This window comes from Bradyrhizobium sp. BRP22 (assembly GCF_020194175.1).
In the GTDB taxonomy this organism is placed as follows: Bacteria; Pseudomonadota; Alphaproteobacteria; order Rhizobiales; family Xanthobacteraceae; genus Bradyrhizobium.
The window spans coordinates 401,180-418,998 of the sequence record NZ_JADYVX010000001.1 but is presented as its reverse complement, the minus strand read 5'-3'; the positions used below and the strand labels follow the sequence as shown (position 1 = coordinate 418,998).

The following is a 17,819-nucleotide window of genomic DNA, read 5'->3' as shown; positions in this document are numbered from 1 at the left end:
TCGCTGATCTCACCGAAATCGCGACTTACTATTCTACCAACGCCAGTCCGACCATAGCCAGATCCATCGAGGACCGATTTCTGGTTGTGTGAGACCGCATTCGCCGCGCACCCGAGTCAGCGCCACGGGTCTCCCAGCGCTCATCCATCCGCGTCGTCGCGGTCGTCCGCTATCCATTCCGGATATTTTATCGCGTTCGCGGCGACGCCATTGACGTCCTGCACATCCGCCACACCTCACGGCGTCCCTTCCTCCAGCCAAGTTAAAGTAACGGCATCACGTCCCTCCCGACTGCAGCCGAGAGGGACACACGAGAATGGCCCTACTCCGCGGTCCAGCCGCCGTCGATCGAGTAATTGGAGCCGGTGATCTGCGCAGCGTCGTCGCTGCACAGGAACAGCGCGAGCGAGGCGACCTGATCGGCGGTTACGAATTCCTTGGTCGGCTGGGCCTCCAGCAGCACGTCGCGGATGACCTGCTCCTTGGTCATGTTGCGCGCCTTCATGGTCTCCGGAATCTGGTGCTCGACCAGCGGCGTCCAGACATAGCCCGGGCTGATGCAGTTGCAGGTGATCTTGAAAGTCGCAAGCTCCAGCGCCACCGTCTTGGTGAGGCCGGCGATGCCGTGCTTCGCCGAGACATAGGCCGATTTGAACGGCGAGGCGACCAGCGAATGCGCGGAAGCGGTGTTGATGATGCGGCCCCAGCCGCGCTTCTTCATCCCCGGCACCGCGGCGCGGATGCCGTGAAACGCCGACGACAGGTTGATCGCGATGATCGCATCCCACTTCTCGATCGGAAACTCCTCGATCGGGGAGACGAACTGGATGCCGGCATTGTTGACGAGGATGTCGACCGAGCCGAAGGTCTTCTCGCCGAGCGCGATCATCTCGGCGATCTCGGCAGGCTTGGTCATATCGGCCGGCGAATAGGCGGCCTTGACCTTGAAATCAGTCTCGATGCCGGAGCGCTCCCGCTCGATATCGGCCGGCACGCCCATGCCATTGATGACGACATTGGCACCGGCACTGGCGAATTTGCGCGCAATCGCCAATCCGATACCGCTGGTCGAGCCGGTCACGACGGCAGTCTTGCCTGTCAACGTAGCCATATCTGCTTCACTCCTTCTTGCCTGCGGGGAACGGATCGACGTCCCCCGTGAGATCGTAGGTCACCATGGTTTCCCCGGACTGCGGCCGTTCTAGCCATTCTTTGTGACGCATCGACAAATGCACGTCGCGGACACCGGCGTCCCAATGCTCGACCATGGCAACGTGGGAGAAGTCGTAGTCCTTCGACGATGTCTCGTAATTCTTGCTGCGGTAGATCAGGTGCACCACCGTGACCGTGTTCTCCTTCGAGGCCTGCCGTAGCAATTCCACGGAGGGATCGTTCTTCAGGTAGTCCGGCAGCTTGCCGATGAGGTCGCGCACCGCCATCCGCGCATTGTGAATCTGCCTGTTCTTGTCGGTGTTCATCCGGGTGCGGCTGGAATAGCGGATATCCTTTTCGCGCTCGGCGGCTTCCAGCAACGATACCGGCAGCGGCCCACGGGCGCTGAACAGGTCAACCTGGAAGATCAGGAGATCACGCTGGGTCTCCTCGTCCAGCACGAAATCGAGCGGGGTGTTGGAGGCGATGCCGCCGTCCCAGTAATGCTCGCCATCGATGAGCACCGAAGGAAAGCCCGGCGGCAACGCGCCTGAGGCCATGATGTGTTCGGGGCCGATCTTCTTGCCGAGCTTCTTGAATTCGTAATTGTCGAAATATCTGAAGTTGCCGGAGGTCACGCCGACAGCGCCGACGGACAGCCGGGTCTTGAGGTCGTTGATGCGGTCGAAATCGACCAGCCGCTCCAGTGTCTTCTTCAGCGGAGCGGTGTCGTAATAGCTTTGCGACTCCGGTCTGCCGGTGGGCCAGAACGGCGCCGGCGGAATCCGCGGCGTGAAGAAGCCGGGGACACCGAATGTGGCGATGATGGCGGCACTGGTTTCGTTGAACAACGTGCGGGCGCGATCACCCGGCGTTACCGGATTCCAGGACACCGGCGCCGATACCATCTCCCAGAATTCCTTCAAGCGCGGCACGCGCTTTTCCGCCTCGTTGCCGGCGATGATCGCGGCATTGATGGCGCCGATCGAGATGCCGGCGATCCATTCAGGTTCGAAGCCGGAGCGACACAGCGCTTCAAAGGCGCCGGCCTGATACGAGCCAAGGGCGCCGCCGCCCTGCAGGACCAATACGCGTTGCGCCTTCGCGGGCGTCGTGGCGGGCGCCGGATCGGAAGTATCCATCGTGACCGTCAATCAGTGAAACATAATGGCGCTCACCGTGGCGGCAGTTGGCGACCACGTCAATCGGCCCGATGGGCGCGTTCGATCACACAGAGGTTAGGTTGACGCCAGGATGAGCGTCCAGAACACCTTGTACTTGGTGCCCGGCGCATAGCTCGCCGCAATGCCCAATTTTGTGACACCGCCCTTGAGCATGTTGGCCCGGTGCGGGGGCGAATCCCGCCAGCCTGAAAATGCTTCCGCGAGCGTGTGATAGCCGGCGGAGACGTTTTCGACCGCCACCGTTGCCGGATAGCCGGAGCCTTCCAGCCGTTTCCCGAGCGGGGCCTTGACGTCATGATCCATCTTGTTGCGGGCGGCCATGGCCTGCGACTGCTGCTCGGCGACCTTCACGAGCGCAGGATCCACCACCACGGCGCCGAGGCCGTTGTTCTGGCGATATTGCGAGATCATGGTCGCGGCGGCCTGGGTGTCCAGGACGGCGCCGGGCGCGGCCATGTTGACATACATGGCCGGCTGTTCCGGAAGTGGAGTGTCTGTCGCGCAGCCGCCCAGCACCAGAAGCCCAAGAAGGGCGACGGTCGTCCGTTTCACTGAAAGGATTCCCCCAAGGTTGGTCTGCCGTTGTTGCATACCAACCGTGGCTGAATGGTGAACGGGGAATGATTTTTTGCCGGGGTGCAGCCGTCATTCCGGGGCGCGAAGCGAACCCGGAATCTCGAGATTCCGGGTTCGGTGCTTCGCACCGCCCCGGAATGACAACCATTATCAGGCCGCAAAAATACGGTAGCGGCGCGGCTCGAGCGAGATGATTTCGCCGGCCTGCAGTTCCCGGTCGCGCGGCGCATCGATCTCGATCACGGTCTTGCCTTCGCTGTCCGCAAGCGCGACCTCCGCTCGCTGGATCGGGCCGAAGGAGCGGACGCGGCGCACCGCCCCTTCCAGCGATCCGCCTCCCGCCGGGCCGATCTGCATGTCATGGCGGCGCACGAACAGTTTGGAGGCGCCGGGTGCCGCGCCGTTGGCGGCGATGTTGAGCGGCTTGCCGCCGAGCCGGACTGCGCCGTCGCTGACATCGACCGGCAGCACGATCGATTCGCCGATGAAGCCGTGGACGAAGGCCGTCGCCGGATTGTCATAAACCTCGCCGGGGGTGCCGATCTGCTCGATACGGCCCTTGTCCATGACCACCACGCGGTTGGCGACCTCGAGCGCCTCTTCCTGGTCGTGGGTGACGAAGATCGAGGTGACGTGGATCTCCTGATGCAGCGAGCGCAGCCACTGCCGGAGTTCCTTGCGCACCTTGGCATCGAGCGCGCCGAAGGGCTCATCGAGCAGCAGGATGCGAGGCTCGATGGCGAGCGCACGCGCAAGCGCGATGCGCTGGCGCTGGCCGCCGGAGAGCTGGCTGGGGTAGCGGTCCGACAGCCAGTCGAGCTGCACGAGGTCGAGCAACTCCTTGACGCGGGCGCGGATCGCCTGCTCGTCCTTGCGGATCGCGCGCGGCTGCACGCGCAGGCCGAAGGCGACGTTCTCGAACACCGTCATGTGGCGAAACAGCGCGTAGTGCTGGAACACGAAACCGACATGGCGCTCGCTGGCGCCGCGGCCAAGCGCATCCTCGCCGTCGATCGTGACTTCGCCCGCCTCAGGCCAGTCGAGGCCGGCAATGATCCGCAGCAGCGTGGTCTTGCCTGAGCCGGACGGCCCGAGCAGCGCCAACAGCTCACCGTCGCCGACCTTCAAGCTGACATTGTCGAGCGCTGTGAAATCGCCGAATTTCTTTACGATGTTTCTGACTTCAATCGTCACTGACAATCTGCCCTTCGTCCAGACGCCGCTCGAGGATCGTCTTCACAATCAGCGTGATCAGCGCCAGCATCGCAAGCAGCGACGCGATCGCGAATGACGCCACGAACTGATATTCATTATAGAGGATTTCGACCAGCAGCGGCATGGTGTTGGTCTCGCCGCGGATATGGCCAGACACCACCGACACCGCGCCGAACTCGCCCATCGCGCGCGCGTTGCACAACAGGACGCCGTACAGCAGGCCCCATTTGATGTTGGGCAAGGTGACGCGGAAAAAGGTCTGCAATCCTGACGCGCCCAGTGAGATCGCCGCTTCCTCTTCCTGCGTGCCCTGCTCCTGCATCAGCGGGATCAGCGAGCGTGCGACGAAGGGGAAGGTCACGAAGATGGTGGCGAGCGCAATGCCGGGCACCGCGAACAGGATGTGGATGTTGTGTGCCTGCAGCCACGTCCCGAAGAAGCCCTGCGCGCCGAACAGCAGCACGAAGACCAGGCCCGATATGACCGGGCTGACCGAGAACGGCAGGTCGATCAGCGTGATCAGAAAAGTCTTGCCGGCGAAATCGAATTTCGAAATTGCCCAGGCCGCGATCACGCCGAAGATCAGGTTGAGGCTGACCGAGATCGCCGCGATCAGCAGCGTCAACCTGATCGCCGAGAGCGCCTCCGGCTCGGAGAGCGCGGCGAAATAGGCCGTGATGCCGCGTGAAAACGCCGACGCGAACACCACGACCAGCGGCAGCACCACGAACACGGTAAGGAAGATCACCGCCAGCGCGATGATCAGGAAGCGGATCGGCCCGGGCTCGGTGCGCAGATCCCGCTGCGAGGCAGCCGCATGCGGGCGCGCTTTCTCCCGCTGCGATGGCGGCGAGGAGACATTGAGGTCGGCCGTCGGAGCATAGGCCCGCACCTGTGCGGTAGAGGAAGCCAGGTTCGATTGCGTCGGCATCGATCCGGCCTCTAATGGGTGGGAATGCGGGTCTGCGCCCAGCGCTGCAGGCGATTGACCGCGAAGATGATGACGAAGGAAGCCAGCAGCATGACCACCGCGATCGCGGTGGCATCCGCATAACGGAATTCGGAAAGCCGGATCACGATGAGCAGGGGCGCGATCTCGGACACATTAGGCAGATTGCCGGCAATGAAAATCACCGAGCCGTATTCGCCGACGGCGCGCGCAAAGGCGAGCGCAAAGCCGGTGAGCAGCGCGGGAATCAGGCTCGGCAGGATCACGCGAAACACCGTGTGCCAGCGATTGGCGCCAAGGCTTGCCGCGGCCTCCTCGATCTCGGGATCGAGATCGATCAGCACCGGCTGCACCGTCCGCACTACGAACGGAATGCCGATGAAGACCATCGCGACGAAAATGCCGATCGGCGTGAAGGCGACCTTGATGCCCAGTTCGGCGAGCGGCGCGCCCAGCCAGCCCTTCTGCGCAAAGAGCTGGGTCAGCGCGACGCCGGCGACCGCGGTCGGCAGCGCGAAGGGGATGTCGACGATCGCGTCGAACAGCCGCCTTCCCGGAAAACGGTAGCGCACCAGCGCCCAGACGATGATCGTGCCCATCACCAGATTGACGCAGGCCGCGGCAAAGGACAGCCCGAATGAAATCCTGAGCGCACTCAGGGTGCGGCGGCTGGTGATGATGCTCCAGAACTGGTCAAAGCTCAGGTCAAGTGTCTTGAGGAAGAGGCCGGCGAGCGGAATCAGGACGATAACGGAGAGCCATGTCAGGGTCAGTCCCATGGTGAGACCGAATCCCGGCAAGGTGCTGCGCCGTGCAACCGCTGTGCTCACCTATCCCCCTGCTTCTGCCCCCCAACGGGCGCAAGATTGGCGCATGATCTTGTCGGAAAACCGGTCCCCACTTTCCGGATCATGCGCACCAGATCAGTTCTTGTAGATCTGGTCGAAAATGCCGCCTTCGGCGAAGTGCTCCTTCTGCGCCTTGGCCCAACCACCAAAAACGTCGTCGATGGTGAAAAGTTCAACCTTGGCGAAGGATTTCTCGTATTCCTTGGCGATCTCCGGATCGCGCGGACGGTAGGAATTGCGCGCGGCGATTTCCTGACCCTCCCTGGTATACCAATATTTCAGGTAGGCCTCCGCGACCGGCTTGGTGCCCTTCTTGTCGGCGACCGCGTCGACGACCGCGATCGGCGGCTCGGCGAGGATGGACAGCGGCGGCGAGACAATCTCGAACTTGTCCTTGCCGAATTCGCGCTGCGCCAGAAATGCCTCGTTCTCCCAGGCGAGCAGCACGTCGCCGACGCCGCGCTCCACGAAAGTGACGGTCGAGCCACGCGCGCCGGTGTCGAGCACGGGCACGTTCTTGTAGAGGTCGGCAACAAACTGCCTGGCCTTGTCGACGGAGCCGAGCTTCTTCAGCGCGTAGCCCCAGGCCGCGAGATAATTCCAGCGCGCGCCGCCCGAGGTCTTCGGGTTGGGCGTGATGACACTGACGCCGGGCTTGATCAGATCGTCCCAATCCTTGATGCCCTTGGGATTACCCTTGCGCACCAGAAAGACGATGGTCGAGGTATAGGGCGCGGCATTCTGCGGCAGGCGCTTCTGCCAGTCCGACGGGATCAGGCCTTTGGCCGCGACTGCGTCGACGTCGTAGGCAAGCGCAAGCGTGACCACATCGGCCTGCAGGCCGTCGATCACGGCGCGCGCCTGCGAGCCGGAGCCGCCATGCGACTGCTTGATCTCGACGGTCTTGCCGGTCTCCTTCTGATAGGCCGCGGCAAACGCCTTGTTGAAATCGACATAGAGCTCACGCGTCGGATCATAGGACACGTTCAGCAGCGAGTAGTCGGCAGCGAAGGCCGAACCCGCCCACAGCAAGCCCGCGACGAGCGGCAGGATACGACGGACCATCTCTATCTCCATTCAAAGCGGATGAAGCAAACACCGGAGCACGCGGAACATAACTCGCGGCGGAGAGCGCTTTAGTCAACGGAACCGCATTTCATTGTTTGCGGCGGGGCAGCGTCATTGTCCTAAGAAGTCTTCATCGTATGAATGCCGCATTCTGTCTTGGCCCGGCCGCGCCAGCGGCCGGCGCGCGCGTCCTCATCGGGCGCGGTGCGGCTGGTGCAGGGCATGCAGCCGACCGACATATATCCGGAGGCGACAAGCGGATGTGGCGGCAACCTGCCGTCCCGGTAGATCGCTTCGATCTCTTCCCGCGTCGCATTGGCGAAGGGGTTGAATTTCAGCCGGCTGCCGTCTTCCTCGACCACGGGAATGTCGGCTCGGGTGCCGCCCTGGAAGCGCTTGCGCCCGTTGAGCCAGGCCGCGAACGGCGCCAGCGCGCGCGAAAGCGGCTCGACCTTGCGGATGCGGCAGCAGGCGTCGGGATCGGAGAACCAGAGATCGCGCTCGGGATCTTCGCGCCTCAAGGTCTCCTCGAGCGGCTTGATCGAGCGGACATCACGCAGGCCTAAGGCATCGATCAGCGTATCGCGGTAGGCGAGCGTTTCCGCGAACAGCCAGCCGGTATCGAGGAAAATCACGGGGATGGCCGGATCGACATCGGCCATCACCTTGAGCAGCGCCGCCGATTCCGTGCCGAAGGACGAGACCAGCGCAAGGCGCTCGCGGCCGACCGCCTTCAGCGCGGTCTCGATGATTTCGTGAGGCGTCGCCGCGCGCAGAGCGCGATCGAGCTCTTGCGCGGACGGCCGCGCCGCCGACGCCTCGATCGTGATGTCGGGCGCCAGCGTGTTCATGGGCTGGCGCTTTCGGAATGGCGCAATTGCGTGCGGCGGCTCAGCGCGGTGGCGCGACCATCGCCGGTGGGCTGATAGAACACCGTGTAGCGCTTCACCGTGTCGGCGAAGGCATCCGCATCCTTTTCTTTCTTCACGTCGAGCGCGTCGAAGCCGGCGCGCAGCATGAACACGAACTGGTCGCGCAATACCTGGCCGGTGGCGCGCAATTCCCCCCGGTAGCGATAACGCTCCCGGAGCAGCCGCGCCTGGCTATAGGCGCGGCCGTCGCGGAACGATGGAAACACCAGCGCGACCGCAGCAAGCCGATCGAGATAGGGCACGAGATCGTCGAGGTCGCGGTTGTTCGGCCAGAGCACGCCGACCTTGTCCGGACGCTTCAGCAGCGCCTCGGGATCTTCGAGGAAGCGCCCCGCCGGCACCAGGATGGCGCCGTTGGCGGGAATCTGCGCGTCATCGGCAACATGGACGTAGATGTCGGTTGCGATTTTTCCGTTCTTAACGAGTGGCATAGACCCGCTCCCTGAAAGGTTCGACGCCGAGCCGCTTGACCGTGTCGATGAAGAGTTCATCGGGGGAGTCGCGCAGCGCCAGATAGGCCTCTACGATGTCCTCGACCACGTCGGCGACCTCGGCATAGGGCACCGAAGGTCCGATCAGCGTGCCGAGCGCGGCACTCTCGTCGGCGCGGCCGCCGATCGTGATCTGGTAAAACTCCTCGCCGTTCTTCTCGACACCCAGAATGCCGATATGGCCGACATGGTGATGGCCGCAGGCATTGATGCAGCCGGAGATGTTGATGTGCAGCCGGCCGATCAGGCCCGCGGTGTCGTGATTGGCAAAGCGCCGTGTCAATTCCTGCGCGATCGGGATCGAGCGCGCATTCGCCAGCGAGCAGTAGTCGAGCCCCGGGCAGGCGATGATGTCGGAGACCAGATTCACGTTCGGCGTCGCGAGCCCGGCCTTGTCGAGCGCCTTCCACAGCGCCGGCAGGTCGCGCTTGGCGACATGCGGCAACGCCAGGTTCTGCTCATGGCCGACGCGGATCTCACCGAAGGAATAGCGGTCGGCGAGATCGGCGATCACATCCATCTGCTCGGCGGTGGCATCACCAGGCGGACCACCGACCGGCTTCAGCGACAGCGTCACGATCGAATAGCCCTGCACCTTGTGCGGAAACACCGAGTTCTTGCGCCAGCGCTCGAACACCGGATCATGCGCCGCCTGCTTCAGCTCGTCGGGCATATGCGGCAGCTTCTCGTAGGCCGGATAGGAAAAGCGCGAACGCACCTCCTCGATCGCGGCGTCATCGAGCGTCAGGGCGCTGTCGCGCAATTGCTGCCACTCTTCCTCGACTTCCTTGCCGAACTTCTCGATGCCGAGCTCGTGCACCAGGATCTTGATGCGCGCCTTGTAGATGTTGTCGCGGCGGCCGTACTGGTTGTAGACGCGCAGGATCGCCTCGACATAGCTCAGGATGTCGCGGCCGTGCACGAACGGCTTGATGGTCTTGGCGATGAAAGGCGTGCGGCCGAGCCCGCCGCCGACCAGCACCTCGAAGCCAGTCTCGCCATCGGCGTTCTTGTGCAACCGCAGGCCGATGTCGTGGATCTTGATCGCGGCGCGGTCGTGCTCGGAGGCCGTGATCGCGATCTTGAATTTGCGCGGCAGGAACGAGAATTCCGGATGCAGCGTGGTGTGCTGGCGCAACAGCTCCGACCAGATGCGGGGATCCTCGACTTCGCCGGGCGCAACACCGGCCCACTGGTCGGAGGTGACGTTGCGCATGTTGTTGCCGGAGGTCTGCATCGCATGGATGCCGACCTCGGCGAGATCGGCAAGCGCGTCCGGCAGTTCGGCAAGCTTGATCCAGTTGAACTGGATGTTCTGCCGCGTGGTGAAATGGCCATAGCCGCGGTCGTAGCGGCGCGCGACATGGGCAAGCGCACGTAGCTGCTTCGACGACAGCGTGCCGTAAGGGATCGCGACGCGGAACATATAGGCGTGGAGCTGCAGATACACGCCGTTCTGCAATCGCAGGATCTTGAATTCATCCTCGGTGAGTTCGCCGGAAAGGCGGCGCTTCACCTGGTCGCGGAATTCTTCGACACGTTCGTGAAGGAGCGTGCGGTCGAGTTCGTCATATGCGTACATGAGAGAGAACCTTAAGCCGAAACCGGAAGCTCGATGGTGAGGCCTTCCGACCGGATATGTTCGCGGAGATTGCCGGGTGCAATCACTCCATTGTCCTTGATTTCGACCGGCGCAATGTAGGCACCGATCGCGCCGACATCGTCGGCAACGGCTTCGGCCAGCAGCGCCCGCGCATCGTCGGATGTACGGACGATCGCGGCATCCGCAAGCTGGGCTGACCAGCCCTGCTGCGCCGTGCGATAAATCACCACGCCGTCGCGGGTGCGGTTGGCGGTCACTACCGAAGGCCCGGTAATTCTGATTTTTTTCTGTTCAAGCGGAGAGGTCATTCGGCAGCTTCCAAAAGGTCCGAGATCACTTGGTTGAGGTTGGCATGACGCCACGGCGCGGAGTGGGCGACCACGTCGCCGATGACGAGGATGGCGGGACCGCCGTCGATCTTCTCGACCAGCGACGGCAGATGCTCGAGCGTCCCGACCGCGGCCTTGGCATCCGGACGCGTCACCCGCGCGAACACGCCGACCGGCGTTTCCGCCGAGCGTCCGGCGGCGAGCAAACCGGCGCGGATTGTCGGCGCCGCCGTCATCCCCATATAGACGACGACGGTCATCTTCTTGTCTGTCAGCGCCGACCAGTCGACATTCTCGGCGTCGCGCGCCTTGTGCGCGGTAAGGAAGGTGATGCGCAGCGCTTCATGGCGGAAGGTGAGCGGCGTCTCGAATTGCGCGGCGGCACCTAGGCCGGCCGTGATGCCGGGGATCACCGAATAGGCGACGCCGGCCCGGCGCAGAGCCTCGATCTCCTCGCCGCCACGGCCGAAGATGAAGGGATCCCCGCCCTTCAGCCGCACCGCGCGCTGTCCTGATTTTGCCGCCTCGATCATCAGTCTGTTGATCGCGTCCTGGCCGATGCCGGGCTTGCCGACGCGGCGGCCGACCGGAATGCGCGAGGCATCGCGGCGCACGCGGTCGAGAATCTCCGGCGATACCAGCTCGTCGTAGAACACGACGTCGGCGTCCTGCAGCGCGCGCAGCGCCTTGATGGTGAGGAGATCCGGATCGCCAGGTCCGGCGCCGACCAGCGTCACGTGACCCTTGGCCCTGCCGAGCGCGGTCGCGCCCGCGAAGGCGGAGGGATCGGAAATCTGCAGCAAGGCCTTTTCTGCTTCGTCCCTGCGGCCGGCCAACACCAGCGCGCCGATCGGACCGTCGATGATTCGCTCCCAGAAGCGGCGGCGCAGCGCGAATTCGCCGATGCGCGCGTGAATCGCTTTGCGGAATTGGCCGATGAAGGACGCGAGATCGCCGATGCGCGCGGGCAGCACCGCCTCGATCCGCTCGCGCACGCGGCGCGCCACGACAGGCGAAGCGCCGCCGGTGCCGACGGCGACGACGACATCGCCGCGATCGATGATCGCCGGGAAGATGAAGGTGGAGTGGTCGAGATCGTCCATCACATTGACGGGCAGGCCGAGCGCCTTGGCGCGCGCCGCCATCGCAACACCGATATCGCCGGCGCCGGCGCAGAGCACCGCGATCACGCCGCGCAGGTCAGCGGCGAGCGGATCGCCCGTCGCCAGTTCGACGCGCGTCACATCGATGCCGCTGACATCATGATTGCCGTCGGTCGCAAACCAGCGAATGCGCGCGCCGGCGGCCGCGAGCAGACGCAGCTTCGCGCGCACAAGATCGCCGGCGCCGACCAACAGCACCACGCCCGTTTGCAGATCGAGGAACACCGGCAAGAACCGCATGCGCCACTCGCTTCCCTAACTTATGGGTTGACTGGAATTTTATTCTATATATGTCTCGACAAGTGCCCGCAAAGAGAAATTTATTTCTTCTCTATTGCGCCGCGACTATAGAATTTTCGCCTCCAAAGGCCAAGGCATAGAGATGCATCTTCTCGACAATGAATCCGGCAAAGCACGGTTGCGCGCTTCCGAGCCCCGAGGGGGAATAAAGGCGTCGCGCAAAATCCTCGTCGAAGAGCCTGTGACGGTCGCGTCGATGGATCATCTCGACGAACTCGAAGCGCAAAGCATCTACATCTTGCGCGAGGCGTTCGCACGGCTGAAGAAGCTCGCGCTGTTGTGGTCGCTCGGCAAGGACTCCAACGTGATGATCTGGCTGGCGCGCAAGGCCTTCTTCGGCCGCGTGCCCTTCCCTGCCATGCATGTCGATACCGGCAAGAAATTTCCGGAGATGTATGCCTTCCGCGATCGGTACGCGAAGGAATGGGACCTCGATCTGCGCGTCGAGCCCTGCCCGCCGATCGATAGTGTGGACCCCACGCTGCCGCCCGCCGCACGCTCCGCCGCGCGCAAGACCGAGGGCCTGAAGCTCGCACTGGTCAAGCACGGCTTTGACGGATTGATCGCCGGCATCCGCCGCGACGAGGAGGCCACGCGGGCAAAGGAGCGCGTGTTCTCGCCGCGCGGCCTCGAGGGCGAATGGGATGTGCGCGACCAGCCACCGGAATTCTGGGATCATTTCAACGCCTCGCCGCCGCAAGGCGCGCATTTGCGCATCCATCCGATCCTGCATTGGACCGAGGCCGACATCTGGGCCTACACCAGGCGCGAGAATATCCCGATCATCCCGCTTTATCTGGCCAAGGACGGCAAGCGCTATCGTTCGCTTGGCGACGCCGACATCACCTTCCCCGTCGCATCGACGGCGTCGAACATCGACGAAATTCTGGCCGAGCTCGAAGACACCAAGGTGCCGGAGCGCGCGGGCCGCGCGCTCGATCACGAGACCGAGGATGCATTCGAGCGGCTGCGTGTCGCCGGTTATCTCTGAGAAGCGAGTCAAGGCGTACTTCGATGAACATGGTTCTTCCCAGCGCGATCTCCGCGACCCCCAACGGCACCACGCGTCCGCAAGTCCGCATCGTCATCGTCGGCCACGTCGATCATGGCAAATCCACCCTGGTCGGCCGCCTGCTGCATGAGACCGGCAGCCTGCCCGACGGCAAGCTCGAAATGCTGAAAGCCGTCAGCGCCCGGCGCGGCATGCCCTTTGAATGGTCGTTCCTGCTGGACGCGCTGCAGACCGAGCGCGACCAGGGCATCACAATCGACACCACGCAGATCCGCTTCCGCACCCGCTCGCGCGACGTGGTGCTGATCGACGCGCCCGGCCACGCCGAATTCCTGCGCAACATGATCACCGGCGCCTCGCAGGCCGACGGCGCCGTGCTGATCATCGACGCGCTGGAAGGCGTGCGTGACCAGACGCGACGGCACGGCTATCTCCTGCATTTGCTCGGCATCAAGCAGGTCGCTGTCGTCGTCAACAAGATGGACCGCGTCGACTTCAGCGCCGAGCGCTTTGGCGAGATCAGCGACGAGATATCGGCGCACCTGACCGGCCTTGGCGTCAAGCCATCGGCCGTGATTCCGATTTCCGCGCGCGACGGCGATGGCGTCGCCGAGCACACGCCGCGGATCGGCTGGTACGAGGGGCCGAGCGTGGTCGAGGCGCTGGATGCGCTGGAGCCGGCACGGCCGGCGGAAACTTTGCCGCTGCGGCTGCCGGTGCAGGCGATCTACAAGTTCGACGACCGCCGCATCGTCGCGGGCCGCATCGAATCCGGCAGCCTGAAGGCCGGCGACGAAATCGTGATCATGCCCGCCGGCAAGATCGCCAGGATCAGGACCGTCGAGAGCTGGCCGGTCACGCCCCTTCAGGCGACGCAAACCGCCGGTCGCTCGGTCGGCATCACGCTCGACCGCGAGCTCTTCATCGAGCGCGGCGACGTCATCGGCCATGTCGGCCAGAGCCCGCGCGATACCCGCCGCATCCACGCCCGCATCTTCTGGCTGCACGACAAGCCGCTGTCGAAGGGCGACCAGATCCTGATCCGGCTCGGCACGCGCGAGACTCGCGCGACCGTCGTCGCGATCGACAAGGCGGTCGATCCCGGCGCGCTCTCCAACGAGGAAACGACTTCGATCGCACGCAACCATGTCGGCGAGATCGACATTTCGCTGGCGCAGCCGATCGCCGCCGATCCCTATCATGAAAGCCCGCGCACCGGGCGGCTGGTGATCGAGGTGAACGGCCGGATCGCCGGCGGTGGTCTCGTGCTGTCGGTCGATGCCGGCCAGCGTGCCGTGCCCGTCGACATCGTGCCGGTGGAATCGGCCTTGCGCGCCGACGAGCGTTCGGCCCGCTATCGTCACAGCGGTGCCGTGCTCTGGTTCACCGGGCTGCCCGGCTCCGGCAAATCGACGCTAGCGCTCGCATTGGAGCGACGGCTGTTCACCAACGGCGGCTCGCCGATCCTGCTTGATGGCGACACCTTGCGCGCCGGCCTCAACAGCGATCTCGGTTTCTCGCCGGCGGATCGCAGCGAAAACATCCGCCGTCTCGCCGAGATCGCCACGCATCTGGCGCGCAACGGCCATCTCGCGATCGTCGCCGCGGTCTCGCCCGCCGCATCCGACCGCGCCGCGGCGCGCCGCATTGCCGACAGCGCCTTCCGCGAGATCTATGTCGCAACGCCTGCGGAAATCTGCGAGAGCCGCGATCCCAAGGGCCATTATGCCAAGGCCCGGGCGGGCAGCCTGCCCTCCTTCACCGGCATCACCAATGATTACGAACCGCCGAGCGCGAGCGAACTGACGATCGATACCGCCAGTCGATCGGTCGCGGACGCCGTCGACGACATCGAGCGGATGCTGGCCCGGACCGGCATCCTGTTCGAGGAAGTCGCTGACCTCGCGGCGAATATCTAGAGTAATCCCTCTCCTCCCCGTCATCGCCCGGCTTGACCGGGCGATCCAGTATTCCAGAGACGACCGTAGTTGAGCCGAAAGGCCGCGGCGTACTGGATGCCCCGACGGAGCCTGTCATCGGGCTCGCCGAAGGCGAGACCCGGTGGCGGGCATGACGGGTGCAGCAAAAACGGCCCCACCGGGGGGCCTTCTCATGGCCGTGGCTTTAGCGCTAAAAGGGCGCTGAACCGCCCGCCTTTTGGCGCGTTTTTTGCTGTTTTCGTCCCGAAAACAGTCCGTAAACGCCATTTCTCTTGGAAAGCCCAACATGACGCGTGTCGAAGCCCACGGATTGAAGATCGCCCCTGTCCTGTTCGATTTCATCGCCAAGGAGGCGACCCCCAATACCGGGATCGCACCCGACGCGTTCTGGGCGGGCCTTGCCGCCATCATCGCAAAACTCGGGCCGAAGAACCGCGAGCTGCTCGCCTTCCGCGACACCCTGCAGGCCAGGATCGACGACTGGCATCGCGCTCACAAGGGCAAAAAGTTCGACCTCAGCGCCTATACCGCCTTCCTGAAGGAGATCGGCTATCTGCTCCCGGAGCCGCCGACCAAACCGGTCGAGACCGCCAATGTCGACGAGGAGATCGGCAAGATCTGCGGCCCCCAGCTGGTGGTGCCCTTGACCAATGCGCGCTACGCGCTGAACGCGGCGAATGCGCGCTGGGGCAGCCTCTATGACGCCTTCTACGGCACCGACGCGATTCCTCAGGATCCCAGCGAGAGCGGCAAAGGCTACAACAAGGCGCGCGGCGACAAGGTGATCGCGAAAGCCAAGGCCTTCCTGGATTCCGCTGCGCCGCTCGCGACCGGAAGCCACGCAGACGTGACCTCCTATAGCGTCAGCGGCACCCAGCTCGCAGTGAAACTGAAGGACGGCAGCACCACCGCGCTGAAATCAGCCGCGCAATTCGCGGGCTATCAGGGCGACGCAGCGGCCCCTGGCGCCGTGCTGCTCGTCAACAACGGCCTGCACATCGAGGTCAAGATCGACCGCAATCATCCGATCGGCAAGGACGATCCGGCCGGCGTCGCCGACGTGATCCTGGAAGCGGCGGTCTCCACCATCCTCGACATGGAAGACAGCGTCGCCGCCGTCGACGCCGAGGACAAGGTGCTGGTCTATCGCAATACGCTTGGTCTCATGACCGGCACGCTGTCGGCCGATTTCGAGAAGGGCGGCAAGACCCTGACGCGCTCGCTCAATCCCGACCGCGTCTACAAGACGCCTGATGGCAAGGATCTCACGCTGCACGGCCGCAGCCTGCTGTTGATGCGCAATGTCGGCCATCACATGTTCACCGACGCCGTGCTCGATGCGAACGGCGATGAGATCCCGGAAGGGATTCTCGATGCCGCGGTGTCCGGCCTGCTCGCGATCCATGATCTCAAGGACAAGTCGAAGATCAAGAACAGCCGGACCGGCTCGGTCTACATCGTCAAGCCGAAGATGCACGGGCCCGACGAGGTTGCGCTGACCTGCGAATTGTTCGGTGAGGTCGAGAAATTGCTCGCGCTGCCGGAGAACACGCTGAAGGTCGGCATCATGGACGAGGAGCGCCGCACCACGGTCAACCTCAAGGCCTGCATCCAGAATGCGGCCAAGCGCGTGATGTTCATCAACACCGGCTTCCTCGACCGCACCGGCGACGAGATCCACACCTCGATGGAAGCGGGTCCGATGATCCGCAAGAACGACATGAAGGCACAGCCCTGGATCAAGGCCTATGAGGACTGGAATGTCGACATCGGCCTGATCGACGGTCTGCCCGGCCACGCGCAGATCGGCAAGGGCATGTGGGCGGCGCCCGACAAGATGGCGGACATGCTGGCGCAGAAGATCGGCCATCCGCAGGCCGGCGCCACCACCGCCTGGGTGCCGTCGCCAACCGCAGCGACGCTGCACGCGCTGCATTATCATCAGGTCAACGTGATCGCGCGCCAGCAGGAACTCGCCAAAAGCGGCCCGCGTGCAAAGCTTTCCGACATCCTCACCATTCCGGTGTCGCAGTCGAACTGGGCGCCTGACGATGTGAAGCAGGAGATCGACAACAACTGCCAGGGCATCCTGGGCTATGTCGTGCGCTGGATCGATCAGGGCGTCGGCTGCTCCAAGGTGCCTGACATTCACGACGTAGGCCTGATGGAAGACCGCGCCACCTTGCGCATCTCGAGCCAGCATCTGGCGAACTGGCTGCACCAGGGCGTCATCACCAAAGACCAGGTGATGGAGTCGCTGAAGCGCATGGCGGTGGTCGTGGACGGCCAGAACAAGGGCGATCCGCTCTACAAGCCGATGGCGCCGTCCTTCGACGGTGTCGCCTTCAAGGCCGCCTGCGACCTGATCTTCAAGGGCCGCGAGCAGCCGAACGGCTACACCGAATTCATCCTCACCGCGCGCCGTCGCGAAGCAAAGGCCGCGGGCTGATCCGACGTAAGCTTACCCGTCACGATGCCGCACGATTCCCTGGGAACTCGTGCGGCATCAATCCGTTTGAAGGCCATCTCAACTGAAGCATTGGAGAGACGGCAATGGATTGGAACCGGATTGAGGGCAACTGGAAGCAGTTCAAGGGCGCGGCCAAGGAGAAATGGGGCAAGCTCACCGATGACGATCTCAACGTGATCGAAGGCCGCCGCGAGCAGCTCGAAGGCAAGCTGCAGCAGCGTTACGGCTTCGCCAAGGACCAGATCCGCAAGGACGTGGACGACTGGTTCCGAAGCCTGCGATAGGCTCTCCCCCGAACAAGCCGGCTGGACGGCGGGCTTTCGTTTGAAGAGGCTTAGAACACCGCGATGTATTTCAACAGCGAAATCACGCCAAGGATGATCACGACGACACGCGCGATCTGCTTGGCGCGGCCGTCGAGCGGCAGCAGGTTGATCAGATAGAGGACGAGGATAACGACCAGAAACGTGATGAGTATGCTGACGAGCATGCGGCCCCCAGGAACGTCGTGAACGGCGTGTTAATGTTTTCCTAACGACTGGGAGGCCGCGTAGTTCCTGGTGCGGAACCGAGTTTGCTTGCGAAAG

At 63.7% G+C, this 17,819-nt stretch carries 17 protein-coding genes; 4 read left to right on the top strand and 13 right to left on the bottom strand.

Annotated features, from left to right (window positions below):
• Window positions 1–322: 322 nt before the first annotated feature.
• The 12 genes from I6F35_RS01860 to cysG all read right to left on the bottom strand — a co-directional run bounded on the left by I6F35_RS01860 (window position 323) and on the right by cysG (window position 11,750).
• Window positions 323–1,111 carry a 3-hydroxybutyrate dehydrogenase gene (locus I6F35_RS01860; RefSeq protein WP_225115927.1) on the bottom strand — a complete coding sequence of 263 codons (789 nt, stop codon included), beginning with the start codon at window positions 1,109–1,111 and terminating at the stop codon, window positions 323–325.
• A gap of 7 nt (window positions 1,112–1,118) precedes the next feature.
• Window positions 1,119–2,294: a DUF3734 domain-containing protein gene (locus tag I6F35_RS01855; protein WP_225115926.1), complete on the bottom strand. Its 1,176-nt coding sequence runs from the start codon at window positions 2,292–2,294 to the stop codon at window positions 1,119–1,121.
• 96 nt (window positions 2,295–2,390) lie between these two features.
• Entirely contained in the window at window positions 2,391–2,888 is a 498-nt protein-coding gene (locus I6F35_RS01850; RefSeq protein WP_225115925.1) for a CAP domain-containing protein, read from the bottom strand.
• A gap of 174 nt (window positions 2,889–3,062) precedes the next feature.
• The gene (locus I6F35_RS01845; RefSeq protein WP_225115924.1) at window positions 3,063–4,106 is read right to left on the bottom strand and encodes a sulfate ABC transporter ATP-binding protein; all 1,044 of its coding nucleotides are present in this window, start codon (window positions 4,104–4,106) and stop codon (window positions 3,063–3,065) included.
• On the bottom strand, window positions 4,096–5,058 hold the full coding sequence (gene cysW / locus I6F35_RS01840; RefSeq protein WP_225115923.1) for a sulfate ABC transporter permease subunit CysW: 963 nt from the start codon (window positions 5,056–5,058) through the stop codon (window positions 4,096–4,098). Before cysW ends, I6F35_RS01845 begins: the two co-directional genes overlap by 11 nt.
• An 11-nt stretch (window positions 5,059–5,069) precedes the next feature.
• Window positions 5,070–5,876, bottom strand: a complete 807-nt coding sequence (gene cysT / locus I6F35_RS01835; protein ID WP_225116026.1) for a sulfate ABC transporter permease subunit CysT — start codon at window positions 5,874–5,876, stop codon at window positions 5,070–5,072.
• A 123-nt stretch (window positions 5,877–5,999) separates the two neighbouring features.
• Entirely contained in the window at window positions 6,000–6,989 is a 990-nt protein-coding gene (locus I6F35_RS01830) for a sulfate ABC transporter substrate-binding protein (RefSeq protein WP_225115922.1), read from the bottom strand.
• A 122-nt stretch (window positions 6,990–7,111) separates the two neighbouring features.
• Window positions 7,112–7,843, bottom strand: coding sequence for a phosphoadenylyl-sulfate reductase (locus I6F35_RS01825; RefSeq protein WP_225115921.1), 732 nt, complete (start codon window positions 7,841–7,843; stop codon window positions 7,112–7,114).
• Complete coding sequence (locus I6F35_RS01820; protein ID WP_225115920.1) at window positions 7,840–8,355, bottom strand: DUF934 domain-containing protein; 516 nt, start codon at window positions 8,353–8,355, stop codon at window positions 7,840–7,842. The genes I6F35_RS01825 and I6F35_RS01820 overlap by 4 nt, the downstream gene beginning before the upstream one ends.
• Window positions 8,342–9,997, bottom strand: a complete 1,656-nt coding sequence (locus tag I6F35_RS01815; protein ID WP_225115919.1) for a nitrite/sulfite reductase — start codon at window positions 9,995–9,997, stop codon at window positions 8,342–8,344. The genes I6F35_RS01820 and I6F35_RS01815 overlap by 14 nt, the downstream gene beginning before the upstream one ends.
• A gap of 11 nt (window positions 9,998–10,008) precedes the next feature.
• Complete coding sequence (locus I6F35_RS01810) at window positions 10,009–10,326, bottom strand: DUF2849 domain-containing protein (RefSeq protein ID WP_225115918.1); 318 nt, start codon at window positions 10,324–10,326, stop codon at window positions 10,009–10,011.
• Window positions 10,323–11,750, bottom strand: a complete 1,428-nt coding sequence (cysG, locus tag I6F35_RS01805; protein ID WP_225115917.1) for a siroheme synthase CysG — start codon at window positions 11,748–11,750, stop codon at window positions 10,323–10,325. Before cysG ends, I6F35_RS01810 begins: the two co-directional genes overlap by 4 nt.
• Before the next feature lie 256 nt (window positions 11,751–12,006).
• Here cysG and cysD point away from each other — a divergent pair, with 256 nt between their 5' ends.
• The 4 genes from cysD (at window position 12,007) to I6F35_RS01785 (ending at window position 17,516) form a co-directional block, all read left to right on the top strand.
• On the top strand, window positions 12,007–12,801 hold the full coding sequence (cysD, locus tag I6F35_RS01800) for a sulfate adenylyltransferase subunit CysD (RefSeq protein WP_027579256.1): 795 nt from the start codon (window positions 12,007–12,009) through the stop codon (window positions 12,799–12,801).
• A gap of 23 nt (window positions 12,802–12,824) precedes the next feature.
• Complete coding sequence (cysC, locus tag I6F35_RS01795; protein ID WP_225115916.1) at window positions 12,825–14,741, top strand: adenylyl-sulfate kinase; 1,917 nt, start codon at window positions 12,825–12,827, stop codon at window positions 14,739–14,741.
• A gap of 307 nt (window positions 14,742–15,048) precedes the next feature.
• Entirely contained in the window at window positions 15,049–17,211 is a 2,163-nt protein-coding gene (locus tag I6F35_RS01790) for a malate synthase G (RefSeq protein ID WP_225115915.1), read from the top strand.
• Between the two features lie 104 nt (window positions 17,212–17,315).
• Window positions 17,316–17,516: a CsbD family protein gene (locus I6F35_RS01785; protein ID WP_165421142.1), complete on the top strand. Its 201-nt coding sequence runs from the start codon at window positions 17,316–17,318 to the stop codon at window positions 17,514–17,516.
• Window positions 17,517–17,566: 50 nt separating this feature from the next.
• On the opposite strand, the gene I6F35_RS01780 is transcribed toward I6F35_RS01785, so the two are convergent.
• Complete coding sequence (locus I6F35_RS01780; protein ID WP_152535447.1) at window positions 17,567–17,722, bottom strand: Thivi_2564 family membrane protein; 156 nt, start codon at window positions 17,720–17,722, stop codon at window positions 17,567–17,569.
• Between the last annotated feature and the right edge of the window lie 97 nt (window positions 17,723–17,819).